21 protein-coding genes and 2 pseudogenes are annotated in these 23,872 nt (G+C 70.8%); 6 read left to right on the plus strand and 17 right to left on the minus strand.

Translation table 11 applies throughout. The features are described 5' to 3' along the window. Both ADK41_RS44370 and ADK41_RS41850 read right to left on the minus strand, forming a co-directional pair. A pseudogene (locus ADK41_RS44370) lies at positions 1 to 81 on the minus strand (helix-turn-helix domain-containing protein); the annotation flags it as partial. A gap of 181 nt (positions 82 to 262) precedes the next feature. Beyond that, positions 263 to 442 carry a hypothetical protein gene (locus ADK41_RS41850; RefSeq protein ID WP_158717725.1) on the minus strand — a complete coding sequence of 60 codons (180 nt, stop codon included), beginning with the start codon at positions 440 to 442 and terminating at the stop codon, positions 263 to 265. Between the two features lie 182 nt (positions 443 to 624). Here ADK41_RS41850 and ADK41_RS30805 point away from each other — a divergent pair, with 182 nt between their 5' ends. Both ADK41_RS30805 and ADK41_RS30810 read left to right on the plus strand, forming a co-directional pair. After that, on the plus strand, positions 625 to 2,154 hold the full coding sequence (locus ADK41_RS30805; RefSeq protein ID WP_030835902.1) for a carboxylesterase/lipase family protein: 1,530 nt from the start codon (positions 625 to 627) through the stop codon (positions 2,152 to 2,154). A 49-nt stretch (positions 2,155 to 2,203) separates the two neighbouring features. Then, positions 2,204 to 2,803, plus strand: coding sequence for a GNAT family N-acetyltransferase (locus ADK41_RS30810; RefSeq protein ID WP_030835904.1), 600 nt, complete (start codon positions 2,204 to 2,206; stop codon positions 2,801 to 2,803). Between the two features lie 69 nt (positions 2,804 to 2,872). Here the strand turns inward: ADK41_RS30810 and ADK41_RS30815 are convergent, their stop codons facing one another. Next, positions 2,873 to 3,598, minus strand: coding sequence for an SDR family NAD(P)-dependent oxidoreductase (locus ADK41_RS30815; RefSeq protein ID WP_030835909.1), 726 nt, complete (start codon positions 3,596 to 3,598; stop codon positions 2,873 to 2,875). Continuing rightward, entirely contained in the window at positions 3,595 to 3,738 is a 144-nt protein-coding gene (locus tag ADK41_RS41855) for a hypothetical protein (RefSeq protein WP_158717726.1), read from the minus strand. The genes ADK41_RS30815 and ADK41_RS41855 overlap by 4 nt, the downstream gene beginning before the upstream one ends. A gap of 939 nt (positions 3,739 to 4,677) precedes the next feature. Between ADK41_RS41855 and ADK41_RS30820 the strand changes: the two genes are divergently transcribed. Then, positions 4,678 to 5,874 carry an MFS transporter gene (locus ADK41_RS30820; protein ID WP_199822424.1) on the plus strand — a complete coding sequence of 399 codons (1,197 nt, stop codon included), beginning with the start codon at positions 4,678 to 4,680 and terminating at the stop codon, positions 5,872 to 5,874. A 42-nt stretch (positions 5,875 to 5,916) separates the two neighbouring features. Here the strand turns inward: ADK41_RS30820 and ADK41_RS44375 are convergent. The 9 genes and pseudogenes from ADK41_RS44375 to ADK41_RS30870 all read right to left on the minus strand — a co-directional run. Then, a pseudogene (locus tag ADK41_RS44375) lies at positions 5,917 to 6,593 on the minus strand (IS3 family transposase); the annotation flags it as partial. 823 nt (positions 6,594 to 7,416) lie between these two features. Further along, complete coding sequence (locus tag ADK41_RS30835) at positions 7,417 to 8,661, minus strand: MFS transporter (protein WP_030835915.1); 1,245 nt, start codon at positions 8,659 to 8,661, stop codon at positions 7,417 to 7,419. A gap of 27 nt (positions 8,662 to 8,688) precedes the next feature. Continuing rightward, a complete protein-coding gene (locus tag ADK41_RS30840; protein WP_051843618.1) occupies positions 8,689 to 9,462 on the minus strand; it encodes a class II aldolase/adducin family protein in 774 nt (257 codons plus the stop codon). Further along, positions 9,459 to 9,731, minus strand: a complete 273-nt coding sequence (locus ADK41_RS30845; RefSeq protein ID WP_030835918.1) for an acyl carrier protein — start codon at positions 9,729 to 9,731, stop codon at positions 9,459 to 9,461. The genes ADK41_RS30840 and ADK41_RS30845 overlap by 4 nt, the downstream gene beginning before the upstream one ends. Further along, the gene (locus ADK41_RS30850; protein ID WP_158717728.1) at positions 9,673 to 11,322 is read right to left on the minus strand and encodes a class I adenylate-forming enzyme family protein; all 1,650 of its coding nucleotides are present in this window, start codon (positions 11,320 to 11,322) and stop codon (positions 9,673 to 9,675) included. The genes ADK41_RS30845 and ADK41_RS30850 overlap by 59 nt, the downstream gene beginning before the upstream one ends. Positions 11,323 to 11,361: 39 nt before the next feature. Beyond that, the gene (locus tag ADK41_RS30855) at positions 11,362 to 12,786 is read right to left on the minus strand and encodes a nitroreductase family protein (protein WP_158717729.1); all 1,425 of its coding nucleotides are present in this window, start codon (positions 12,784 to 12,786) and stop codon (positions 11,362 to 11,364) included. A 154-nt stretch (positions 12,787 to 12,940) separates the two neighbouring features. Next, positions 12,941 to 14,269, minus strand: coding sequence for a hypothetical protein (locus ADK41_RS30860; RefSeq protein ID WP_030835932.1), 1,329 nt, complete (start codon positions 14,267 to 14,269; stop codon positions 12,941 to 12,943). 30 nt (positions 14,270 to 14,299) lie between these two features. Then, positions 14,300 to 15,436, minus strand: coding sequence for an acyl-CoA dehydrogenase family protein (locus ADK41_RS30865; protein WP_030835934.1), 1,137 nt, complete (start codon positions 15,434 to 15,436; stop codon positions 14,300 to 14,302). Positions 15,437 to 15,501: 65 nt separating this feature from the next. Beyond that, entirely contained in the window at positions 15,502 to 16,263 is a 762-nt protein-coding gene (locus tag ADK41_RS30870; RefSeq protein ID WP_051843625.1) for a dihydrodipicolinate reductase C-terminal domain-containing protein, read from the minus strand. 233 nt (positions 16,264 to 16,496) lie between these two features. Here ADK41_RS30870 and ADK41_RS30875 point away from each other — a divergent pair, with 233 nt between their 5' ends. Together ADK41_RS30875 and ADK41_RS30880 are read left to right on the plus strand one after the other, a co-directional pair. Continuing rightward, positions 16,497 to 17,807 (plus strand): condensation domain-containing protein, encoded by a 1,311-nt coding sequence (locus ADK41_RS30875; protein WP_078662206.1) that lies wholly within the window; start codon positions 16,497 to 16,499, stop codon positions 17,805 to 17,807. A gap of 86 nt (positions 17,808 to 17,893) precedes the next feature. Beyond that, entirely contained in the window at positions 17,894 to 18,733 is an 840-nt protein-coding gene (locus tag ADK41_RS30880; protein ID WP_051843626.1) for a phytanoyl-CoA dioxygenase family protein, read from the plus strand. 40 nt (positions 18,734 to 18,773) lie between these two features. Here ADK41_RS30880 and ADK41_RS44380 read toward each other — a convergent pair whose 3' ends face one another. Together ADK41_RS44380 and ADK41_RS30890 are read right to left on the minus strand one after the other, a co-directional pair. Further along, positions 18,774 to 19,256: a helix-turn-helix domain-containing protein gene (locus ADK41_RS44380; protein WP_030835945.1), complete on the minus strand. Its 483-nt coding sequence runs from the start codon at positions 19,254 to 19,256 to the stop codon at positions 18,774 to 18,776. A 221-nt stretch (positions 19,257 to 19,477) separates the two neighbouring features. Continuing rightward, the gene (locus ADK41_RS30890) at positions 19,478 to 19,822 is read right to left on the minus strand and encodes a transposase (RefSeq protein WP_051843628.1); all 345 of its coding nucleotides are present in this window, start codon (positions 19,820 to 19,822) and stop codon (positions 19,478 to 19,480) included. A 210-nt stretch (positions 19,823 to 20,032) separates the two neighbouring features. Here ADK41_RS30890 and ADK41_RS30895 point away from each other — a divergent pair, with 210 nt between their 5' ends. After that, positions 20,033 to 21,205, plus strand: a complete 1,173-nt coding sequence (locus ADK41_RS30895; protein ID WP_037805276.1) for an LLM class flavin-dependent oxidoreductase — start codon at positions 20,033 to 20,035, stop codon at positions 21,203 to 21,205. A 109-nt stretch (positions 21,206 to 21,314) separates the two neighbouring features. Here the strand turns inward: ADK41_RS30895 and ADK41_RS30900 are convergent, their stop codons facing one another. Further along, a complete protein-coding gene (locus ADK41_RS30900) occupies positions 21,315 to 22,139 on the minus strand; it encodes an Sden_1164 family protein (protein ID WP_030835951.1) in 825 nt (274 codons plus the stop codon). A 14-nt stretch (positions 22,140 to 22,153) separates the two neighbouring features. Then, positions 22,154 to 23,836 carry an Sden_1168 family B12-binding radical SAM P-methyltransferase gene (locus ADK41_RS30905; RefSeq protein WP_030835953.1) on the minus strand — a complete coding sequence of 561 codons (1,683 nt, stop codon included), beginning with the start codon at positions 23,834 to 23,836 and terminating at the stop codon, positions 22,154 to 22,156. Positions 23,837 to 23,872: the final 36 nt, after the last annotated feature.

A 23,872-nucleotide genomic window follows, 5' to 3' on the forward strand; every position in this document is an offset into this window, starting at 1 on the left:
CATCCCGGCCGCCTCCATACGGATGCGTTCACGAAACGCCCGCCGCTCGGCGGTCAGGCCGCCACCTTGCGGATACCTCATACTTCCGGCATACCGCGACAGTCGTCACTTGCCGGCCTCACGACATCACGCCGACAAGCTCAGTAACGAGCTCGTGCACGGCAGGCGGTGAGGCATCGATCTTCTGATCGTCGATCATGTTCGTGTGGTGGGGAACGCGTCTCGTGCAGCGATCATCAGCGACCGGAGGATCACCGGCCTGTCAATCGACGTGATCGCTGAACTCGTGGCTGAGCTTGGCCCGTTGTGGCATGAACGGCACCAGGGCAGACTCGCGTCCCGGCCACGAAAGCGCGCTGTGGGCGCGGGCGCAAAGCACCGGCTGGTCTTCGTCGACCGGCTCCTGGCCACCCTCGTGCACCTCCGACACGGGGTCACGCACGACGTGCTTGATGACGCGGTCCCGGACGGGATCGGCAAGGGCGGCACCGGGCCGCCTGCCGCCTGGGGCACAACAGACCGGGCCAATCCGGTGCGACCTGTCCGACCGGTCCGAAAACGACTTGTCCGTCCCCAGGGCGGCCGGAAAGGATGACTGGGCAAGATCATAGATTGCGAGGCCCCATGCACGTCATCGTTCCCACCCTGGCAGGCACGATCCGCGGACAGTGGAAGGGCGAGGTGGCGGCGTTCCTGGGGATCCCCTACGCGGCCCCGCCGTTCGGCCCACGGCGCTTCATGCCACCCGAGCCGCCGCAGCCGTGGGCCGGAGTGCGTGACGCGCTCGTCCCTGGGCCCGCCGCGCCGCAGCCCGGCTACCACCCGGCGATGGCCGCCCTGCTGGAAGAAGCCGTGAGCACCGGTGAGGACTGCCTGAACCTCAACGTGTGGACGCCGGCCCCGGGCCTCACCGGAGGTCGGCTTCCGGTCATGGTGTGGATCCACGGTGGCGCCTTCCGTAACGGCTCCGCCTCACTGCCCTCCTACGACGGCACGCGGCTCGCCGCGGACGGCGCCGTCTGCGTCACCCTCAACTACCGGCTCGGCGCGGAGGGTTTCCTGCTCCTCCCCGACGGCACCGCGAACCTCGGTCTGCTGGACCAGATCGCCGCGCTGAAATGGGTTCGCGACAACATCGCCCAGTTCGGCGGCGACCCGGACAACGTCACCGTCTTCGGCCAGTCCGCCGGGGCCATCGGCATCACCACGCTCATGGCCATGCCGCAGGCCCGGGGCCTGTTCCGGCGGGCGATCACGCAGAGCGGGGCCGGCCACCACAGCCACCCCGAGGACATCGCCCGCCGCATCACCGAGCGGCTGGCCGCCCTCGCCGGGACGGAGCCGACGCGCGAGGGCCTGGCCGTCGTACCGCCCGAGCGGCTCGTCACCGCCAACGCCGCCCTGGGCCAGGAGATCGCCCGGGCCACCGATCCCGCCCAGTGGGGCGAGTCGGCGGGCGGCGGCACCACCGTGCTGCCCGTCGTGGACGGAACCACCCTGCCGCAGCGCCCGGTCGACGCAATCGCCGGCGGAGCCGGTCGCGACGTCGACCTGCTCACCGGCACCACCAGCGACGAGTTCCGGCTCTTCCTGGTCCCGTTGGGGATGGGACCGAGGATCACGGACGAGGTGCTGACCGGGTTCCTCGCCGAGTTCGGGCTCGCTCCCGAGCGGGCCCGCGCGGTCTACTCCGCGAAGCACCCCGGCGCGACCCCGGGCGATCTGCTGTCCGCGGCCATGAGCGACCACGCCTACCGCGTCCCCGCGCTCCGGGTGGCCGAGTCCCGCGCCGCGCACGGGGCGGACACCTACGTGTACGAGTTCGCCCGCCCCTCCCCCGCGCTCGGCGGTGCCCTCGGCGCCTGCCACATGGCTGAAGTCGGTTACGTCTTCGGCAACCTGGACTCCCCGCTGACCGGCCCCGGCGCCCCGCCGGAACTGTCCGACCTGATGCGCCGGGCCTGGCTCTCCTTCGCCCGTACGGGAAAACCCGCCGACGCGCCCGCTGGCGCCCTGCCGCACTGGCCCGCCTACGGCGGACGCCGTTTTGTCATGCGTCTGGGCGACGGCGCGCCCGCCGTGCTCGTCGACCCCGCGCCGGATGAACGCCGGCTCTGGACCGGCCTGCGCGACGCCGCCCCCGCGCCCGCCTGACCGGTCGACGCTCTCCCCGCCCTGTACGATCCCCGAGTTGGAGCAGACCATGTCCGTCACCATCCCGCCCACGCGGCGCACCACGCACGACGACGTACCCGCGTGCGTGGAGGTACTGACCCGCGCGTTCGCGGACTATCCGTTCACCCGGCACGTCGTCGCCGCCGACGACCACGAGCGGCGCGTCCGTCGTCTTCAGGAACTGTTCCTGACGCGCGTCGCGCTGCGCCACGGCCGTTCCTGGGTCACCGACGACCGTCTGGCGGTGGCCGCCTGGACGACTCCCGAGCAGGACCCCTCTCCGGCCTTCGCCGAGATCGGCTCCCTGCTCCCGGAGCTGGCGGGCGACCGCGCCGCAGCGTACGAGGCCGCCGAGGAGGCGCTCGCACCCCACCGCCCCACGCACCCGGTGTGGTTCCTCGCCACCGTCGGGGTAGCCCCAGAGGCCCAGGGGCGGGGCCGCGGCGCAGCAGTGCTGCGGCCGGGTCTGGAGGCTGCCGAGGCGACGGGTTTCCCGGCCTTCCTGGAGACCTCCGACGCGCGCAACGTGCGGTTCTACGAACGCCTCGGCTTCACCGTGACCGCCGAGGTCCCGCTCCCTGACGGCGGCCCGCTCACCTGGGGCATGACCCGGTCGCCGGGGCGCTGAGCGGGCGGGGCCCCACCGTTCCCCGGCGGGCGCGAACGTCGCCGCCCTGATGCCAGCGGCCGCGCGGGGTCACAGCGCGGTGCCGGTCTCCTCGGCCAGCGCCCTCAGCAGGCGGTCCTGGAACGCCTCGTCGTGGACCGCGCGGTGCGGCTGCTGATGCTGCTGGTGGTACCAGTAGCCGCCGGTGGTCAGGGCCTCCGGTTCGTCGCTCGTCGCGAGCCATTCCTGTGTCCGGTGGCCAAGCTCCAGGTCGTCTGGCGCACTCGGCCCGCCCATCCTGGTCGGCACCCAGCCCGGGTCCACCGCGTTGCTCGGCACCCCGGGGCGCAGCCGGGCCACCGCACAGGCGAGGGCCGTGACGAACAGCTTGCTGTCGGCGTACGAGCCCGCGGTGGTGCCCCGCCAGTCAACGCCGGACAAGGACGGATGTCCACTGAAGTGCGAGCCGCTGCTGAGGTACACGTGCCTGCGCGGGCCGCGCAGGAGTGCCGTGAGCAGATACGGCGCCACGACGTTGACCGGCATTACGGGACGCCCGCTCCACACGCCGGCGTTGTGGATGACCGCGTCCAGCGGCTCGGCGTCGTTCAGTTCATCGGTGATGCGCCGTACGGCGTCACGGTCGATGAGGTCGCCCACCACGACGCGTGCTCCCCGGGCGGCCAAAGTGTCGAGGGCCACCGCGCGCTCCTCATTGCGTGCGTGCGCGACCACCTCGTGCCCGTCGGACAGGAGGGCGTCCGCCGCGGCGAGTCCGAGGCCATCCGCCGAGCCAGTCACCAGCACACGGCTCATGGGCGCGCCGCCTCCTCCATACGGGTGCAGGGCCGTCGGTACTGCTCGTCGGTGACAGGCTCGTCCCATCTGGTCTCCTCGCTGCCGGTGAACCGGTGCCCGGGGGCCTTGGCGATGTCCTGTTGGGTGACGAATTCCATGGTGTCTCTTTCGCGGACGGAGGCTGTGAGGCTGCGCGGGGGCAAACGGCGTGACCTGGCGCGGGAGGTGCCTGGGCGCCACGGCCCGGTCGTGGCCGAGTGCCCAGGCTGACGGGCGCGAAAGCCGACGCCGTCGTTTCTTCGGCGGCTCGGGCCCCGGAACATCCCCGCGTCGGAGGAAGGAGGGTGTCGAGACCCTGACGGCGGCCGTCGCGGAACACCCCCCGCATCGGCGGGGAGGACCGGCCGACGACGCAGAGCGGGCGAGGGTGGTCAGGGCTGGGGCGGTGACGGAGACGAGGTCGGTGCGGCCCTGGCCGACCTGAATCTGCGTGTAGACGTCGATGTCGTCCTGGATGACACAAACCGTAAGTGTGCCGCGAGGCGAGGTGCAGCACCGTGATCCCGTGAGCCGGGGCGTCTTCTGGAACCTCACGCTCCAGTCTCCAGACGTCCAACACCGGTCGTGCGGTCAGTTGCGTTGAGCCGGGGCCCTCAAGGCCTTCGGGTGAAGAGCGCACGTGATCGTCCGGAGGGGGCGGTCGGCTGCAGTGCTGGAGATTCCAGGATTTGCGCCTCGGCGCACATGACCTCGACTTACCCGGCGTAACACTTGGCGAGTCGATCACGCTGTTCGAGGTGTACAGGTTGTTGAGCGGTAAACGTCACAGCTCCCTGCGGCAGTTGTGGGCTGCGGGCGCCCGGTCCCGACTTGCCCGGCAGCGGGCCCGCCCTTGTGACCGCGGTCCGGAATGCGGCCTGCCCCACCCTTCCAGGAAGGAGATCACCCCAAAGGACCCATTCAGCGACTTCGCCCCTTTTCCTGTCCAGGTCGTTCGTCGACCGCCGTCACGGTCCACAGAAAAGTCCGTCGCCTTGATAGCTACGAAAGTCCGGCCTGCTGTGCCCCGGCATGCCCGCACCATCACCTATGGCCGAATGCGGGGCATCTACCTGCCTCGTCTCGCGGATGCAACCGCCTCCTCGATGGCCACCTACGGCATCCCGCTGTTGGTGCTGGGCACGACGAACTCGGCTTCACTGACCGGAGTCGCCTTCGTGCTGACGTGGGCGCCACGCCTGTGCACGTTCGGTCCGGCCGGTATGGCCGTCGACCGTTACGGACCCGCACGGGTGTTCCGGCTGGCCGCCGCGGCTCGGGCGCTGGTCGTCGGATGCGTGGCACCCGCCCTGGTGATGACCGACGACGACATGGCCTTGGGCCTGGTGATGCTCCTGGCGGCGTGCGCGGGGTGTCTGACCCAGTTCAGCTACATCGCGGCCGAGAGCGTCGGCGCGGTCGCCAGCCGGGACGCGGGCGACGCGGCACACCGCGTCCAGTCGGTCCTCCTGGGCATCGACCAGACAGCTGCTCTGGTCGGCCCGGCAGCAGGCGGCTTCCTTCTGCAATGGGACGGCTCCAGTGGCATGCTCGCAGTGATCGGCGGCTTGTCGATACTGGCGGCCGCCATCGCCCCGCGCATGCGCCGGGCACCCGCGCAAGCGTCAAAAGCAACCGCGCCCGCCGCACGGGGATGGCGTACTGGCTGGTCCACCCTGCGCGCGCTCCCGGCGCTCGCGTGGCTGGTGGCCGGGCTGGCGTTCTCCAACCTGGCCCTCGGTCTTCTGGAAGCGGCGACCCCGGTGATCGTGGTGAAGCACCTCGGCCGATCCAGCGCCTCGGTCGGCGTGATCTGGTCCTGCGCGGCCGCCGCGTCGCTGCTGGCGGTCGCCATCTGCCGCGGCATGATCGACCGGTGGGGGCTGACGAGGGTGGGGCGCTGCGCCGCTCTGGTGACGAGCGTGCCGTGCTTCCTCATCGCGCACGCCGATTCCTACTGGGCGTACCTGTCGCTGATCGCCGTCTTCATGGCCGGCGACAGCGTGCTGGCCGTCGTACTGCGCACTCTGCGATCCCGTCTCATCCCCGTCGAGGTGTTCGGCAGCACACTGTCGGTGACCGTGCTGCTCCTGCTCCTGCCCTACCCCCTCGCCGGCCTCCTCATGGCCGTCGCCGGTCCGGCGGCCATACACACGTTGATCACCGTCTGCGCGGTACTGCAAAGCCTCGGCCTTGTCTTCGCCCTCACCTACGGCGTCCGCTCCCGGTCGCGCCGCGGCAAGCACCGCAAATGAGGTCTGCGCCAGCCCTCTCGGACACGGACCCGCCAAGTGGGCGCCGCGCAGGGTCTCCCGCTTGAGGGTGGCGTGGAAGCTCTCGCAGGCCGTGTCGTCGGCGGAGGTGCCGACCGCGCCCATGGACTGGGTGACGCCCGACTCGTGACACGGATGGGCAAATTCACGCGATGTGTACTGGGCGCCGTGATGGGAGCGGAAGACCGCGCCGCTCAGGCCGCTGCGGGTGGCAGCTGCCGTCCGCAGGACGTCGACGACGAGTTCGGTGCGCATGTGGGCGGCGATGGACCAGCCGACCTCCCGGCGGTTGAAGCAGACCAGGACAGTCGCCGGGCAGAGGAAGTCGCCGTCCCTGGTGGGAAGATAGGTGATGTCGCCCATGTACTTGACCCCGGGCGCGGGGGCGGTGAAGTCCCGCTGGAACAGGTCCGGGACCGGTGTCGCCGACGGCTCGGGGATCGTGGTGCGGACCCGTTTGCGCAGGCGTATGCCCGCGATGGAGAACTTGCGCATCACGCGGGCCACCCGTTTCTCGTTGATCCTGCGGCCGTCGGCGCGGAGCTCGACGGTGATGCGCGGGGAGCCGTAGGCGCCGTCGGAGTCGGCGTGGACGGCGCGGATCTGTTCGGCCAGGGCCCGGTCGGCGGCCTGCCGCGCGGTCCGCGCGTCCGCCCGTCCCGCCCCTTGTAGTAGCTGGACCGGTTCACGCCCAGTACCCGGCACAACCGCTTCACGCCGAAGGCGTCCCGGTGGTCGTGGACGAACTGGAAGCGGTTCACCAGTTCGTCTCCCCGGCGAAATACTTGGTCTCCTTGCGCAGGATGTCCCGCTCGGTGGCCAGCTTCCGCTCGCTCGCCTCAAGCTCGGCCACCGGGGCCTCCAGCTGCCGGATCCGCTCGTCCGGGCCGGCGGACGGTACCGGCTGTCCTGCTCTGGCCGGCGCTGCCTTACCTGCCCGAGCGGCCTCGTGGGCGACGCCGCGACGTTCTGCCCAGGTCGGCGGCGATACTCTTGTAGGTCGCCCCGGGCATGGACTCGTACAGGGCCACTGCATCGGCCTTGAACTCGTCCGAGTAGTCCTTCATCGCCATCGGCGGTCTTCTCGCTTCCTCCGGATCAAGCAGATGCCAGTATCAGCGTGTCCACCACTCAGGGGGAGGCCCCGCGGTCAGCTATGCAGTGGCCGACCACCGCCGGGCCGGCCTGCTCGTCGACGCCCTGCGGATGGCCGCCGACCGGAGTGACCTGAAGGAGGGATGCATCACGTACTCGGACCGCGGAGCGGAATACGCCTCACGCGAACACCACGCCCGCATCGAGGAATTGGGGCTACGGCAAGGTATGGGCAGAACGGGTTCCTGCTGCGATAACGCCGCAGCGGAAGCATCCCGTCCACGGCTACGTCACCCCACTCGAAACCCGGGCCCTGACAGTACAAGTCTCGCCCCCACAGCGTAACCGCCCGCTGTTCACGTTCAAGGGGGAATTCCACAGGACGAGCTGCCCCTGGCGGATCAACGCCGGTTCGCCCTGCTCTGCGTCTCAGCCGGACCGGTCGCTCGGCTCCGGGTCCCGTCGGGCGGCCGACAGCCACAGACAGAGCAGGAGCGGCAGCAGTGCGGCCAGGGTGCTGAGTACTTGCCACCCCAGAGCGGTGAAGAGGTAGCCGGAGACGAAGGAGGAGGCGGTGATGAAAACGCCGGTGCCGCCCTCCACGGTGGCCTGTACCCGACCGCCCGCGTGTGGCGGATAGCAGCGCACGACGAACGTACTGCCCGCCACGTAGAGGAAGTTCCATCCGACGCCGATCAGGGCGAGCGCCACGACGAACGCGGCCACGCCCGAATGGACGGCCCCGACCAGAGCTCCGGCCGCGAGCAGGGCGGAGCCCAGGACGGCGTTGCGGCGCGGGCCCAGCACGGTGTTCAGCCAGCCGCTGAAGAAGGAGGGAGCGAACATGCCGACCATGTGGACCTGGATGATGAAGGCCCCGGCGCTGTCGGGGTGGCCCGCGTGGCGGCTGCCCAGCGGTCCCGCCGACATGAGAAGAGTCATGACGCAGCCCGCCACGGTGAGCACCGCGAAGGCAGTGCGGAACTCTCGGGTGCGCGCGGCGGTCCGGACCCGTACGGGCGGGGGCGGCGGTTGCTCCTCGTCCGTCGGCCGGTCCCGCACCGCGAGCACTGGCGGGATAACGGCCACGGCGAGCACGGAGACCAGCAGGTAGGAGCCCGCGTACTCGGTGTCCAGCAGCCCGGCGCAGGCCTCCGCCGCCCACGGGCCCACGAAGGCCGCCAGCACCCCGCCACACAGCAGGACGGAGACCGCCCTTTCACGCCGCGCCTTGGGAACGGAGTCCGCGGCGAGATAGCGGAAGTATCCCCCTGTCGCCTTGTAGAGCCCCACCAGTCCGGTGCCCAGGCACAGCGTCGTGAAGTCGCCGGACCGGATGCCGAACATGGAGACCAGTCCTCCGGCCACGGCCGTCGCCGCGCCGCCGGCCGCCACCCTGCGGTGGCCGAACCGGTTGCTGAGCAGCCCCGCTGAGAAGTTGGCGACCATGGCGGCCGTGCCCATGATGGTGAGTGGCAGGGTGGCGAGCACCGGGGTGGGGGCCAGTTGCAGTCCCACGACCGCGGTCAGGGTCAAGTCGACGCCCATCCCCATGTAGTAGAGGAATTGACATATGGTCAGTAGTACGAGATTGCGTCGTCCCTCGACGGCTTCGGCGGAGGCGTCCTTCGGGGCGGCCGTGGGAGGCACATGCCGCATGGTCTCGCGGTCCACCGGACCCGGTCTCCGTTCACTGGGGTGTCAGGACTGTGGTGCGTCGGCCCGTTCGAAGCGGGCCCACTGTGCGGTCTCGGGCCAGGTGCGCCGGACCCGGCCGACGCTGTGGGCCCAGTACGAACGCACCGCCAGGTCACCGTAGATGAACTCCCGTTTCGCCAGCACGTCCTCCGGGGTCGACGTGTGGTAACCGCCCGGCACCCGCTCGGCGATCAACTGGAGTCGACAGGCGCGCTCGAGCGTATGCGCGTGCACGGTGGCATGTCGAACGGACTTTCCGACGATGACGCCGCCGTGGTTGCGCAGCAGCACGGCCGGGTCGTCGCCGAGGGCGTCGGCGACTCCGCGTGCGGTGGTCATGTCGAGGATCGTGTTGCTGGTCATCGTGAACCGGTCGATCCGGTCCTCGAAGTAGGCGCCCTCGTGGGAGACGGGGCGCAGCGGCAGATCCGTGGCTCCGAAGACCAGGGTGTGGGGGGCGTGGCTGTGGACGACGCCGTGCACGTCCGGACGCGCCTCGTAGACCGCCTGGTGCAGCGGGAGTTCGGGGGGCGCGAGGGGCGGGGCGGGGGCTTTCGGGTCCAGCGAGGCGACGATGACGTCCTCGGGAGTGCACTCGTCGAAGCCTTTGAGGGCACCCTTGATGAGCATGAAGTCGGCGCCCGGGATGCGCGCCGACACCTGTCCTTGGTTGAAGTCGTCGTGTCCGCCGATCGACAGCGAGCGGGACGCCAGCGCCACCTGGACCCGCAGTTTCCGGACGACCGGTGGCAGCCGGGCTTCGACCGGCGCGGTCACCGCGCCTCCTGTGCCGTCACGCCCTGCTCGTCGAGGTAGCGGACGAGGCCCGCGACCGACCCGAGGAACGAGGTGTCCTCCTCCAGGTCGATGTAGACGCCGAACTCGTTCTCCAGCGCGTCGATCAGCCGGAGGTAGGCGAGGGAGGTGAGTCCCAGTTCTGTGAGCGTGCTGTTGCCCGAGAGGGCCGCTTCCTCGCTCACCGCGCCTTCACTCACTGCGGCGACGAGTTCGGCGGTGCGCTGGAGGAGCTGCTGGGATCCGGGCATCGAGTTCTCCTCGGTTGGGTTGGGGCGGGGTGGTGTGCCGGAACGACGGCTCCGCCTCGGGCGTGGCCGTGGGGCGCTCGGCCCGGTGGGTTCCGGGCCGTTCACGCAGCGCGTCGTTCTCGTGCTGCTGGATCAGGTCGGCGACGAGGGCCTGAGCGGCGCCAAGCCGCGGTTTGCCCGCGCCTCCCCTCGGCAACCGCGGGACGGTGAAGATGCGTTCGGGCACCTTGTGGGCGGCCAGCAGCCCCAGGCACCGCGCCCGCAACTCCCGCTCGGTCGCCCCCTGGACGCCATCCACCAGCGCGACCAGCACCGGGTCGCCGTTCTTCTTGACCGTGGCCAGGACCAGTGCGTCGGCGGCCCCGCAGCGACGAAGCGCCTCCTGTACCTCAACCGGGTCGATCTTCCGTCCGCCGATGTTGATGCCCTTGCCGGTCCTGCCGCGCAGGACCAGCCGGCCGTCCTCGATGAGGCCCTCGTCCCCGGTGAGGTAAAATCCCTCCGCGTCCAGTCGGCTCTCCAACAAGCCGGCGGCATTCAGGTAGCGCGATCCCATTGACCTGCTGCGCACTCTGACCGACGTGTCGGAGTGACCCGGCGCTCCGAAGGCGAACTCCACGCCGGGCAGGGGGTATCCCAGACCTCGCCCGGGCGCGGGGTCCGGGTCGTAGGTGAGCGGCCCCGCCTCGGCGACTCCGTAGTAGTCGCAGACGGCGAGTCCGTGCCGGCGGCGCAGCTCCGCAGCCGTCCGTGGTGACAGGGGGGCCGCCGAGGACAACGCAGAGCGCAGCCCGGCCAGTTCGGGCACCGACTGGTCACGGCGGAGCAACGACTCGTACAGGGCGGGAAAGCCTGTCAGCCGAGTCGGTTCGATCTCCCGGAGGAACCTGACGACATGCCCGGAGCTGGGCAGTCCCGAGGGCACCCACAGCGACGCGCCCGCGAGGAAGGTCGCCAGCAGGGACGTGTTGAACGCCAGGCCGTTGAAGAGTCCGGCGAAGCACAGGACCCGCTCCCCCGCGCCGAGTCCTGTGGCCTCACGCCAGCTGAGCGCGGCGCCCAGCACTGCGGCGCCGGAGAACTCGATGCACCGGGGGGAGCCGGTGGAGCCGGAGGTGAAGCGGCAGACCTCGGTGGTGTCGAGGAGTTCGGGACGGGGCGGCCGGGCGGGCATCGCGGTCACCCGCATGCCCCCGATCTCCGTGGTGACGGCGCCGGGCAGGCCGGGCGGCAGCGTACGGTCGCTGACGTAGAGGTCGATGCCGCAGTCGGCGGTCACGGCCGCCAGCTCATGCGCGCCGAGGGCGGGGTCGAGCAGGAACGGCACCATACCCGCCCGCAGCAGTCCCGCATAGGCCACCACGTATCCGGCGGAGTTGGCCGCGCAGATCCCGGCCCGGGCCCTGCCGCCGTGTTCCGCCGCCCGGTTCGCGGCACCGTCGGAGCGCCACCAGCTGTCGATCGCCGTGCCGAAGGCCGTCGCGGCATCGGCGAGTTCCCGGTAGGTGAGCACCCTGCCCGAGTCACCGACCGCCGGGCTGTCGGCGTGCCGGGCCGTGAGTTCGGCGAGCACATCGTTCAGAAGCCGCATCAAGTCCGCCTCCACCACTGGGTTCCGCGCCGACCTGTCTCATTCTCCGTGCGCATGCGCAACCGCCAGACGGTCGAGCTTGCCCCCGGTGCCCGCCTCCACGCCGAGCGCCATCAGGTAGACCGCTTCCTCTCCGTCCCCGATGCCGGCGACGGACCGCAGCGCGCGGGTGTCGAATCCGCCCACCGCGGTCACGGCGACACCGTTGCGCGCCGCGCCCAGGTAGATCAGGTGGGCGGCCGCCGAGGCGCGGAAGAGCGCGTCCCGCACATCCTGAGGCCGGCCGGCGCGCAGCAGCCGCTCCGTGCGGAGATGGAACATCACCAGGGCCTTGGCCCATCCGATGTGCCGTTGGCCGAGGCAGAGCCGGGTGACGACGGCGGGGTCGTTCGCCGCGTCGCTGACCGCAAGGCGTATGTCGCCGCCCGGCAGACGGCGGCGGCAGGCGTCGGCGATCGGCCCCGGCCCGGTCAGTACGGACACCCGCACGCCGCCGTCGCCTCCTGTCACGTCCGGCAGGTCGGTGGGCAGGGCGGTGGTGATTACCTCCAGTGCCGCCGCAACGCCGTCGGCGGGCTGTTCCTGCTGGTCGAACCGCTTGCACGACTGACGCAGCCGGGTCAGCAGGCGCCACTCGTGGCGACCGATCCGGCGCAGTCCTCCGGGTGCGTCGTCGACGACCACCACGGGAGCGGAGGTGACGGGCAGCGCCCGGTCGCCGCCGTCCCTGAGGGCTTCCGGTATCTGTGACCAGCAGAATCGTTCCATCGACTCGGCCACGTCCCGCCGGGGAAGTGACGTGAGGTTCACGGTGGTCTCCCGGACCTGGTCGTCCTTCCGAGCGGCTTCCACCGACACGACGGAGTGCACCTCCCGGTACGGCAGGAAGGGATCCAGGCAAGCGCTGATCCGTCGCCGCGGCACCCGCAGACGCAGCACCGCGGGTCCCTGACCCAGCGCCGTGCCGAGCAGGCTCGTGGCGGCGTGGCCGGCGTCGAGCTGGGTGTAAAGGTGTCCTCGGGGCCCGTACTTGCGCATCGACAGCCACGGCCGGGCCAGCAGCACGACGTGGTCCGCCCCGTCGATGCCGCCGTCCTCGTCAAGCGCGGCGCGCAGGTCCGCCGCGGCGGCACCGGACAGCGGGAGTGCGGCGCAGATGCCGCGGGTCAGGTCGGGACGCAGTACCTGCGGGCGCCGTCCCGATCCGCCGACGACGACCACGTCGTAAGGGTAGAGCGCGCCCGCCGAGGGGACGCTGCGGCGACTGCCGTCTCCGGTCCGGCGCAGGGCGTCCTCCACCAGGCCCAGCACACGTACCAGGCGCGCGTCACGCAGCGGCACCATGTGCTCCTGCGGCGCCGGCTCGAGGGCGATCATCCTCAACCAGCCGGCGCCGAACGCGTCGTCAAGACCGCCCAGGGGCCGCGGATCGGTCCCGCCGGGCACCCGCTCCCGAATGCTCACCACGTGTCCCCTCGCCGCAGCGTGCGGTTCACGGCCGTCAACCTAATCGCCTTCGGAAGCTCACAGCGGCAGTTGCAGAGGCAGATGCCCGCCGGTCCGCAGGACCCGGTGTGTGCCGGCGCAAGGCCCGGTCCGGTGCCGTTGCCGCCGTCCCTCACGCCGCTTCCCCCAGTTCCCCGATCCGGACCGAACCGCCCTTCTCGTGGACCCGGCGCAGCACGGCGTCGATGCCCGGCAGCAGTGCCGCGGCGAGCCGCGGGGCGACGTAGCGGGTGTCGGCGCGCAGGGCGAACTGCAGGACGTCCTTTCCTCCCACCACGGCGATCGCGCAGCGCCCACCCTGGTATGGCCATCGGGGCAGATCATGCACGCAGTGGTCCCGGCCCGGATCCGGTTCGGCCGGGTGGTCCAGCACAGGCGGGAAGGTGGCCGCCCGGATGTCGTTGAAGGTCAAGGTGGCGCCGAGTACGTCGTCGAGCGACCGCCCGGCGGCCGCCAGTGCCTCCTGGAGACCGGCGGGCGACCACAGGGCGCTGTTGTAGGCGCTCATGGCCCGGCGTCCGGTGCGCGCCAGGACATCGGTGAAGCTGGCGTCGGGGTCCAGGCCGACGGTGAGGGGACCGAACTGGGCGAGGACTCCCACGTAGTTCCTGGTACCGGTCCGGTGCCGATTGGAGGTCACCACCTGCAGTGGCAGCCGACTCAGCCCGAGAGGTACGGCGAGCCCGACCGCCGCCACGGTCAGCAGCACGGCGGAGGCGTCGGCGCCGAGCGCCGCGGAGATCTGGAGCAACCGTTCGGCCGCCGGGGCGGAGGTGAGCACCTGCTGCACCACGCGGCCCTCGGCCGGGGATGCGTGCGCGGCAGCGAACGGGAAGACGGTGTCGCCTGCCTCTCTCACCCAGGTGCCGGCGGCGCGCAGGCCGGTCCGCCGCAACTCACCCGCTTCGCGCAGCGCCTGTTCCCGGGGCTGGGCCGCGGGTTCCCAGGAGGGCCGCGCCAGCCCGTCGAGGATCACGCGGACGCTGGAGGCGTCGACGACCAGATGGGAGAAGGCGAGGACGAGGGCGCGCGGGCGACCGTCCTCGACGGCCACGGAGGCGGCGAACGGCGGGACGCCGTCCGTGCCCAGGGGCAGCGCCCGGAGCCGGGCGGCCTCCCGGGCGGTGTCCGCGGGGTGTGCGCCGGAGATCTCACCGACCGACAGGGTGCCCTGTGCGTGGACGCGCTGTCTGAGACCGTCCGCTCCCTGGTACACCTCGGTGCGCAGGCCCTCGTGGCGGTCGGTGATCCGGCCGAGCAGGTTCAGCGTGTCGTTCAGGGAGGATCCTTCGGGCAGCCGCACCACCGTCGCGACGTTGCGGTTCCATCCGGTGCAGTCGTATCTCAGCAGCCCGTCCCAGAAGGCCTGCTGGCCCCAGGTGGCCGGGCCGTCCGACTCCTCACCCGCGAAGGGGACGTCATACGGGGGCAGCTCGCTCATGCGGACGTTCCTCAGTGTGGGGGCGTGGGGTCACAGGCTCTGGGCGATGGTTGCCCGCTGAATCTGGTTGGTGCCCTCGATGATCTGCAGGAGTTTGGCCTCCCGCATCCACCGCTCCGTGGGATGGTCGCGCACATAGCCGTAGCCGCCGAGGATCTGCACGGCGTCCGTGGTGACCCGCATGGCGGTGTCGGTGGCGAAGAGCTTGCACTTGGCCGCTTCGGCCGAGGCCGGGTATCCGTCGTCGATGAGCCGGGCGGTGCTGAGGACCAGCGCGCGGGCGGCGGCGATCTGCGCGGCCATGTCGGCGAGCATGAACGACATGCCCTGGAAGGAGGCGATGGGGCTGCCGAACTGGCGCCGTTCCTTGGCGTAGGCGCTCGCGTAGTCGAGCGCCGCCTGGGCCAGACCGACGGCGCAGGCGGAGATGCCCATGCGTCCGTGGTCGAAGACGGAGGCGGCCACCAGCATACCGCGATTGCGGCCGCCGACCATCCGTTCCGCCGGGACGCGCACCTCGCCGAAGGCGACCTGCGCGGTCGGAAGGGCGCAGACGCCCATCTTGGCGAACGGAGGGAACACCTTCACGCCGTCCTGCGCCGCCTCGACCAGGAAGCACGAGATGCCGCCCGGGCCGGAGCGCCCGGTGCGGCAGTAGACCAGGTACACGTCGGCGACTCCGGCATGGCTCACCCATGTCTTCAGCCCGGAGATCTCGTAGCCGTCGTCCGTGGCCGTGGCGGACGTGGTCATGGCCGCGAGGTCGGATCCGGCCTCGGCCTCCGACATGCAGTTCCCGCCCAACAGCCGTCCCTCCAGCATGGCCGGCAGATATCGCTCGCGCAGGGAGTCCTTGCCGTACTGGGCCAGTCCCCGGCAGGTGAGTACCTGGAGGTGCACCGACTCGGCCACGGCCAGCCAGCCGCGCGCCAGTTCCTCCACGACCTGAAGGTAGAAGGTGACGGACTGGCCGCCTCCGCCCCAGCGCTCCGGGAAGGCCATTCCCATGACCCCGAGTTCGCCGAGCCGTGCCACCAACTGGCGGGGAAATTCGGCGCGGGCCTCGAACGCGGCTGCGACGGGAGCGAGTTCCTTCTCGCTGATCTTCGTCACGAGAGTGAAGAGTTCGGCTTGTTCAGCCGAGTCGAAGTACCTGTGAATGGTCACGTTCTCCTCCATCGGCCCCGGTGGCCGGCCCGTTCGCTCACGGGCTCGTTCGTGCGGTTCCGCTCTCAGTTCGCTTCGTCGTCCCGGAGCAGGAACTCGTCAAAGAGTTCGGTGCTCGTGACCAGCCGAGGGGCGGCCCGATGGATCCGGGCCGCGGCGGTGACTGCGCCGAGGGCGGCCGAGCCGAGGTCTCGGACGTCGTGGGAGATCGTCAGTGTCTCGTGGGCGAAGCCGAGCGCGAACCGGTGCTCGCTGACCGGCAGCCCCGCCCGGTAGGAGGCGATCTCACGGGTGGCGCCGGGTCCGGCGGCGTCCCAGGCAGCGGCCAGGGAGCGCGCCGTGGCGCTGGGGCGGTCGCGTTTCGTCGCCGTGTGCCGCTCCAGGACGCTCGCGTCGGGGATCTCCGGCAGCCTCAGTGACAGCGCCGCCGCGGTGCGGACCAAGCGGTGCTGAAGCCAGTTGACGACCGACAAATTGGTCGCGAGGACGACGGGCACCTCGGTGGCCAGTTCCGCCGCCGCCTGCCGTTCCACGGAGCCGAGGTCGGAGGCGCAGGCCACCAGGGCCGCTCCGGTGGCCCGGCAGTGGTCGGCGGTGCGGGGCAGCACGGCGCCGCGGCTGGCGTCGACGACGACCGTGGGCACGGTCTTCTCGTCGTGCCGTCCGGGCAAGGGACGCCAGGACTCGCGCGTGGCGGTCCACACGACCTCGATGCCACGGCGGTCGCACTCGTCGACGATCCTCGACCCGAGCCGTCCGGCGGCCCCGACGACACCGAGGCGCAGCGGACCGCTCCCCGCTCTTTCCCACTGATTGGGCGTCAGCATGGGCGAGGACGCTAGCAGCGGCGAAGCGCGCCGAGCGGCACCTACGGAGGCAGTTGGCAGGACCTTCGGGGTGCCCGGGCGGGCACGGCACGGTCTCCGCAACTGCCGCTGTGGCTGCCGCCGTCGCGGCGCGGGCACCGGTAGCTTGGCGAGAGTTTGGCGATCGGCCCGGCGGACGAGGAGTCGCCGGCGGTGTGGATCCGCGGCGTCGAAGCAGTGGGAGACGATGGACGATGGGGACGTCGGGGCCGCTCACTTTCGGGCAGTTGTCGGTGATGCGGGCCGTCCAGGACCTTCCGGTCGAGCAGTGGCACGAGTCGAATCTGCGCACCCTGTGGACGCTGCCGGAGCCGGTGCCCCCGACCAGGGCGGTGAACGCGCTGCGCGCACTGTGCGCCCGGCACGTCTCGCTGCGAACGGTGTACGACATCAGCGAGCCGACGACGCCGCGACAGCTGGTCCACGAGGACGCGGAGCCCGCGATCGAGGTGATGCGGGCCGACGGCGTGAGCGACGCGGAGGTGCGCGCGCTCCTGGCCGACTCGGCGGCACGGCCCTTCACCCTGTGGTCCGAGTACGCGTGGCGGGCGGTGGTCCTCACGCGTGAGGGCATGGCCGTACAGGTGGCACTGGTCAACCACCATGTCGTCGCCGACGGTTCCGCCAAGCAAATCCTGTGGGAGGACATGCTCACGGCCCTGCGCGAACCCGACGCGCTGGCTGCCCGGAAGCCGTACCTACTGAGCGAGATGGCCGAGCAACAGCGTTCCGACGGCTTTCGCGGACGGCTGCGGGCGGCGGAGCGACACTGGGAGAAGACGCTGACCGCTTCACTGGTGGACGCGCCCAAGCCGGAGCGGCCCAGCGGACCGCAGGACGAGGTGTTCGTGGCCCGGTTGCTCTCCCGCCGTTCCCGCACCGCCGTCGAGCGGGTGGCGGCGCGCAGCGGGGTGTCGATGTTCGCGCTCCTTCTCGCCGCCTACGCGCAGGCCGTCGCCGAGGTCCAGGGCGTCCGCTCGATCCCGATGCGGATGGTGTCCTCCAACCGGCACGGCAATCCGTGGACCGGCCATGTCACGTCGATGAACCAGTGGGTGCCGACGCACGTCGAGGTTCCCGCCGGGACGTCTGTCACCGCGCTGGCTCAGCGGTTGGGACTGAGAAGCCTCCAGGCCTTCCGCAACGGAATCTTCGACCTCGATGCGATCGACGAGATGTGCGGGCGGTTCCCGGCGGCGATCGCCTCGCACGACGCGGTGTGGTCCTTCAACCTCATCGTCAAGGGCGTGTCCGGTGACCCCGGTTCCTTCGAGCCGTTCGAGGTGGCGGAGGAGGACGACGGCCGGATCGGTTACGAATCCGCCTTCCTGACGTTGGGCCCGCGGTTCTATCTGCGTGTGATGGACGACGGCGCGGACGCCTGGGCCCTGCGTCTGCGGGCCCGCGGGGTACCGCGCGAGACGGCCGGGGCGATCCTTCGGAGCGTTCACGAGACGCTGATCGCCGAGGGACGCGCGCCGGTGTCCGCGGGGAGACCCGCGTGAGGCGGCGTCGTTTCCGTGCGGGCCGACCACTCGCCATGGCCTTCTCGGGCATTTTCACACCACCTACGTGACCAGGAGCCAGCTTCATGGACAGCACACTCCCGACCGTTCCGAACGACCTCGCCGCACTCAAGTCGGCCTACGCGGCGGACGGCTGGTGCCGAATACCGTTCCGCCTGGACGCGCCGACCGTCGAGCGGATCCGCGACCGGGTCGACGCCATCAGCGCCGAACGCCGTCCGGAGGTCGTGCACGAGAAGGACAGCGACACCGTGCGCGCGATCCACGGCTGCCACGCGTTCGACGACCTCTGCGCCGCCCTGGTCCAGCACCCCGGCCTTGTGGCCGTCGCCGAGGCGCTGATCGGCGGCCCCGTCTACGTCTACCAGTTCAAGGTCAACCTCAAGCAAGCGCACGAAGGCGCCGCCTGGCCGTGGCACCAGGACTTCTCGTTCTGGAACCAGCAGGACGGCATGAAGCGACCCGACGCCGTCAACCTGGCGGTTGCCCTGGACCCGATTCACGAGGCGAACGGGCCGCTGACCGTGCTCCCCGGCTCGCACCGCCTGGGTCTGCTGGACCTGCCGGACCCGGCCCGCGCGAGCGGCGACTGGCGCCGGCACGTCTCGGCGGACCTGGCCTACACCGTGGGCACGAACACGGTCGACGAGCTGGCCCGGGAGCTCGGCACGGCGCTGGTCACCGGGGAGGCCGGCGAGATCCACGCCTTCCATCCGAGCATCGTGCACTCGTCGACCAACAACACCTCGTCCGACCGGCGCGCCCTGCTCCTCATCACCTACAACGCCGTCGGCAACGAGCCGGAGGCCCCGACCCGGCCGGATTTCCTCGTCAGCCGTGACGCAACGCCGGTGACCGGCACCGCCGACGAGCGGATCGGCACGCTGGGCGCGACCCTGGTGTGACGGAGACGGCCACGGCCCGGGCCGGGCGGACGCGGTCCGTTCACATGGGCTGTGCCGCCCAGAACACCGACCAGTTGAGCGCCGAGTCGGCGGAGCGGGTGGCCACGAACACGATTTCGCCGTGGCCGTCCGCCGCCTTCTCCGTGGCCGCCGTCAGCCTGCGCCGCTCGGTGACGAGCAGCTCGGCCAGGGCGTAGACGTCGGTGTCCGTCCTCTCCCGCCCTTGCGGGGACCGCAGTTCCTCGAGGGCATCGTCCCGTGCCGGGCGCGGCACCGGCTCCTCGCCGCTGATGAACCGGGCCGCGGCGGCCGCGAGGAACACCGCCCGTCGGCCGTCCCTCAGCCGCAGCGCGTCGGCCAGCAGCCGGACGGTCTCCTTACGGGGCCGGCTCACCCGGCCGCGCTCCAGATCTCGCACGGCGCGGATGCTCAATCCGGCCAGATCGGCGAGTTCCTTCTGGGTCAGTCCGGTCCGGTGCCGCAGTTCCCTGAGGAGGACGCCGAACTTCTCGGGGGCGCTCAATGTCGGCCCCCTCCTCCGTGCCGACCGCCGTGTTCGGCGGCGGGCCGGCCGAGTACGGCGTTGCTCGCCACGCCGGCCGGCCGCACCCGGCGGCTCAGGGTTCGGAAGTCGCTCATGGGATGTGCTCTCTCCTCGGCTTCCTGATTCGTGACAGGGGCGATCGGGTGAGCCCTGGTGTGCCGGGCATCCGTTGCGGACCGCCTCGCGGGTCGTGGCCGTCCTCAGAGCGGCGGTGCGGGCGCCCCCGGCCGGGAGCCGTTTCGCGCGGCGGCGGCACGGCGGACGGCCGTCGCCCAGTACCTCAGAGGGGGCGGCGTTCCGGGCGCGCCGGCGGTGCGCTCCAGTTGCTCCCACAGTCCGGCGTCGCACAGTTGCCGGAACCGGCGGTGCGCCGTCTGCCACGACGTCCCGAAGGTGTGCGGCACCGCCCGCCAGGGTGAGTCGCTGACCAGCACGTAGAGGACGGAGGCGAACACTGCTTCGTCGTCCAGCCGCCTGGTGCCACCGCCCTGCGGCCGTCTCGCGGCCTCGGGCATGATCCGCTGCGCGAGGGGCCACAGCACCATGGGGGCCAGCCACGCGTACTCACGGGAGACGCCACGCGCGCCGACGGCCCTCGCACCCGCTCGGCCTCGAGCCGTCAGCGGCATCGTGTGCGGCACCACGTGAGACACGTTCTCGCGTCCGGACGGCCGATGACTCTAGGGTGACCCGGCAGAGCCCGCCGGTGGACGAAGACCTTTCGACGCACCTGGAAAGGACCGACTGTGGACCGAATGCGGTTCGGCTGTTTCATATCTCCTCTGCACCCTCCGGGGGAGGATCCGAATCTCCTGCTTCGCCGGGACATCGCCTTCGCGGAACTGGCCGACGACCTGAATTTCGACGAGTTCTGGGTGGGCGAGCACCATTCCGCCGGCTGGGGCACCATCACGAGTCCGGAGCTCTTCATCGCGGCGGCCGCGGAGCGGACCCGTCGCATCGTCTTCGCGACCGGCGTGATGACGCTGCCGTACCACCATCCGTTCATGGCAGCCGAGCGGGCGATGCAGTTGGACCAGCTGACCCGGGGCCGTTTCATCCTCGGCGTGGGCGCGGGTTCCGTCGTGTCCGACATGCACATGCTCGGCATTTCCGTGGCCGACACCAGACGCATGACGGCGCAGTCGCTGGAGGTGATCCTGCCGTTGCTGCGCGGCGAGGTCGTCAGCGCCACCGAGGACTGGTTCGAACTCCACGACGCGCGCCTGCAGTTGCGTTCGTTCACCGCGAGTGGCGTCGAGGTCGCCGTGGCCAGTGCCCTGTCGCCGTTCGGGATGCGGCTCGCGGGCACCCAGGGGATCAGTCCGCTGTCGTACGTGGCGCCGCCCTGGGGCGCGCCGCGCGCTGGGCACGGCCTGGCCCTGGACCGGCTCGCCGAGCAGTGGCGGCACTACGAGGAAGCGGCGGCCTCGGCCGGGCGGACGGCCGACCGGGCCGACTGGCGGCTTCTGTTGCCGGTGCATGTCTCCACCAGCCGCGAGCAGGCCCTCGAGGAGCTGTACGAGGGATGGCTGTACCAGCGCGAGCACCTCTGGGTGAGGACCATGGGCATGCCGATGGCGACCAGTGGCGTGGGCGCCCGCAAGGCGTTCGAGTACACCGTGGACGCCGGTGGAATCATCGCCGGATCCCCTGCGGACTGCGTCGCGGCCATCCACAGGCTCCAGGAGAGCAGCGAGGGATTCGGCTGCCTGCTGCTGTCGCTCATGGACTGGGCCGCGCCCGAGCAAGTGCACCGCAGTCTCGACCTGTTCGCCCGCCACGTGGCCCCTGTCTTCCGTCACTCGGCCGTCGGCACCACGGCGTCCAACACCTGGGCCGCGGCGCACAAGGACACCTTCCAGCAGGCCAACTCGCGGGCCCGGGACGCCGCCGTGCGGGAGACCACGGCGGTACGTGCCGACTGACCGTTCCCCTACCGTGCGACCGCCCTCGGCCCGAGCACGTCGGGGCGGTCCGGCGAGGCCCGTCCCGGCCGGCCGGCGGGCACCGGCGCGGGTCGCACCGGTGCCCACGTCAGCGGTGGGCGGCGACCGTGTCCCGGTCCCGCCGCATGATCGCCGGAAAGAGCTCCTCCCGCACGAACACGTGGTCCTCCGGAAAGTCGCACTCCGAGAAAAGCAGGTCTCCCGGTACGCGGGAGACCTGGAGCCTGCCCAGGGCGAACAGGTACTGCCACATCTCCTCGTGCTCCGACAGCCGTCCGCCGTACCCGTACGGGCGCAGCCGCGGCGGGGACCCGACAGCCCACAGCGTCAGTTCGGTCACCGACACCGTGTCGGCGGCGTCCAGGAGTATCAGGCCCAGGCTCTCGCCGAGCAGGTCGAGACCCCCGGTGATGCCGCCCGACAGGCCCTTGCCGATGAGGACCGGCTCCGCGGGAGACCGTCCGTAGACACGTACTTCCTCGGCGTCACCGTTCGTGCGCTCGATGGTGAACAGCCGTGATCCCCGCGCGGCGGCCACGTGGTCGAGCAGAGCGCTCTCGTACACGATGTCCGCGTCGCTGATCAGCGTACGGGCGCCCTGCGGCCGCCAGGCCAGCAGGGCTCGCAGGCCGGCCAGCATGCTCACGCTCGACCCGGTGCGCTCCTTGCCGTCACCGCAGACGACGAGTTGGACCACGTCGTCCGCGAACGGCTCGAACGCCTTGCGGTTGTCCGGGTTGACGACGAGGAAGACGCGTTCGGCGCCCGCCCTGCGGACGAGTTCCAGGTGTCGGCTGAGGAACGTGGGACCGTCCGGGGCGTCCGTGCCGAGCGGGAGCAGCGATTTCGGCCCGGACGAGGCGCCCATGCGCCGGTTCTCACCGGCCGCGAGGACGACTGCGCTTTCCACCATGACAGTTTCCTTACCTACCGGTTCGGCCCGGCAGTGCCCGCGCTGATGATGGTCGAGGTGATGGCTGAGGCGGACCCCACGCAGATGCGTGCCATCCGTTCCTTGTGCCCCTGGTACTTGCGCTCCCAGGCCTCCGGATCCCGTTGGTAGATCGCCTTGTTGTAGCGCTCGAGGAAGCCGCTGACCAGCTCTTCGAGCCGCTCGGCCGCGATGTTGGTGAGTCGGAGCGTGGAGCGGGCGGTGTCGATGTGCAGTGCGCCCTCGTAGGTGATCGTGCCGTTGCTCACGGCCTGCTCGAAGAGTTCGGAGCCGGGGATCGCCGCGGCGATGAACACGTTGATCGAGTGGAACGGAAGCTGCTCGACGAACGCGAAGCCGTCCTTGACCTGGTCCTCGGTCTCCCCGGGCATACCGACCACGAGGGTGCCGTGCATGAGCACGTCCCGGTCGTAGAGATAGGCCATCAGGTCCGGAACCTTCGTCAGGTCCACCGGCTTACGGTGCTGTTCCTTGAGCGTCTCCGCGTTGCCGCTGTCCAGCGAGAGGGTGATCTGGTACAGGCCCGACTCGACCATGCGGTCGACGAGCGGCGCGCTCAGGGTGTTCACCATGATGCCGTTGGGCGTGCACCAGGGCAGGCCCAGCGGCACCATCTTCTCGAACAGCTCGGTGGCCCGCTTGCGGTCGAACGTCAGGTTGTCGTCGGCGAACTGGACCTCGTCCACGCCGAAGGCGTCCTGGTAGTGCCGGATTTCGGCGATGACGTTGTCAACGGACCGGGCGATGTACTGTTTCGAGAAGTTGGTGCTGGCGCAGAAGGTGCAGCCCACCGGACAGCCGCGCGAGGTGTAGAGCGGTAGCACCCGCTTGCCGCGCGGGTAGGGCGAGAACGGTACGTTGTGGGCGAAGTACTTCTCCACCGGCACCTTGTGGTAGGCGGGGAACGGGAGTGCGTCCAGGTCGGTGACCCGGGCGAACTGCGGGTTGGCGAAGACCTTCCCGTCGTGCCATCCCGCCAGCCCGTCCGCGCTCAGGTCGATCTTTCCGTCGGCCAGGTGGCGCAGGAAGTCTCCGAGCCGGATCTCGCCCTCGCCGCGCAGCACGTAGTCGATGAACGGCTCGCCGTCGCGCACCGCGTCCTGGAGGAAGCGGCGGGCGTAGATGCTGGCGTGCAGGCCGCCGGCGATCACGATCGTCTCCGGCCGGACCTCCTTCACGATCTGCGCGTAACGGTAGAGGTTCTGCAGGTCGGAGGAGTAGATCATGGTGAATCCGACGACGTCGAACTGGTTCTCGGCGATGTAGGCGCGGAATCGTTCCTCCGACATGCCCATGTTCCACACGCCCTTGGCGACCGGCACCTCCTCGTCGATCCCCTCGACGATGCAGTCGAGGACGGAGACGTCGATGCCCTCCTTCTCCAGGGCCCCGGCTATGTAGCACAGCCCGATCGGGGGGACGACCCGCTTGACCGCGCCCTCGTACATGCACATGGGGGGCATGACCAGGAGCGTGCGGGGAATGCGGCCCAGCGGCTCCCCCACGTCGGCCAGCCTGGGTTCCGGCCGGGGTTTGCGCACGCGGGCGGTCTCGTCCTTCTCCGCGAGATAGAGGCGTAGCGCGCTGTCCTGCGGGAGGTGCGAGTCCAGCTTGTTCTGCTTGACCCTCAGGTCCTTGTCCGACGTCGTCTCGGTCACGGCCTCTCCTGTCAGTTGGTGTTCCCTTGGGTCCGT

Origin of the sequence: Streptomyces caelestis, from assembly GCF_001279005.1 — a bacterium.
Taxonomy (GTDB): Bacteria; Actinomycetota; Actinomycetes; order Streptomycetales; family Streptomycetaceae; genus Streptomyces; species Streptomyces heliomycini.

Bases quoted from the DNA above. Each gene is read 5' to 3' on its own strand.
- ADK41_RS30900 (WP_030835951.1), bottom strand. From the start codon at position 22,139: ATGGTGGAAAGCGCAGTCGTCCTCGCGGCCGGTGAGAACCGGCGCATG.
- ADK41_RS30895 (WP_037805276.1), top strand. From the start codon at position 20,033: ATGCGGTTCGGCTGTTTCATATCTCCTCTGCACCCTCCGGGGGAGGAT.
- ADK41_RS30845 (WP_030835918.1), bottom strand. From the start codon at position 9,731: ATGCCCGGATCCCAGCAGCTCCTCCAGCGCACCGCCGAACTCGTCGCC.
- ADK41_RS30805 (WP_030835902.1), top strand. From the start codon at position 625: ATGCACGTCATCGTTCCCACCCTGGCAGGCACGATCCGCGGACAGTGG.
- ADK41_RS30815 (WP_030835909.1), bottom strand. From the start codon at position 3,598: ATGAGCCGTGTGCTGGTGACTGGCTCGGCGGATGGCCTCGGACTCGCC.
- ADK41_RS30850 (WP_158717728.1), bottom strand. From the start codon at position 11,322: ATGCGGCTTCTGAACGATGTGCTCGCCGAACTCACGGCCCGGCACGCC.
- ADK41_RS30870 (WP_051843625.1), bottom strand. From the start codon at position 16,263: ATGCTGACGCCCAATCAGTGGGAAAGAGCGGGGAGCGGTCCGCTGCGC.
- ADK41_RS30810 (WP_030835904.1), top strand. From the start codon at position 2,204: ATGTCCGTCACCATCCCGCCCACGCGGCGCACCACGCACGACGACGTA.
- ADK41_RS30890 (WP_051843628.1), bottom strand. From the start codon at position 19,822: ATGGTGCTGTGGCCCCTCGCGCAGCGGATCATGCCCGAGGCCGCGAGA.
- ADK41_RS30820 (WP_199822424.1), top strand. From the start codon at position 4,678: ATGCGGGGCATCTACCTGCCTCGTCTCGCGGATGCAACCGCCTCCTCG.
- ADK41_RS41855 (WP_158717726.1), bottom strand. From the start codon at position 3,738: ATGGAATTCGTCACCCAACAGGACATCGCCAAGGCCCCCGGGCACCGG.
- ADK41_RS30860 (WP_030835932.1), bottom strand. From the start codon at position 14,269: ATGAGCGAGCTGCCCCCGTATGACGTCCCCTTCGCGGGTGAGGAGTCG.
- ADK41_RS30875 (WP_078662206.1), top strand. From the start codon at position 16,497: ATGGGGACGTCGGGGCCGCTCACTTTCGGGCAGTTGTCGGTGATGCGG.
- ADK41_RS30880 (WP_051843626.1), top strand. From the start codon at position 17,894: ATGGACAGCACACTCCCGACCGTTCCGAACGACCTCGCCGCACTCAAG.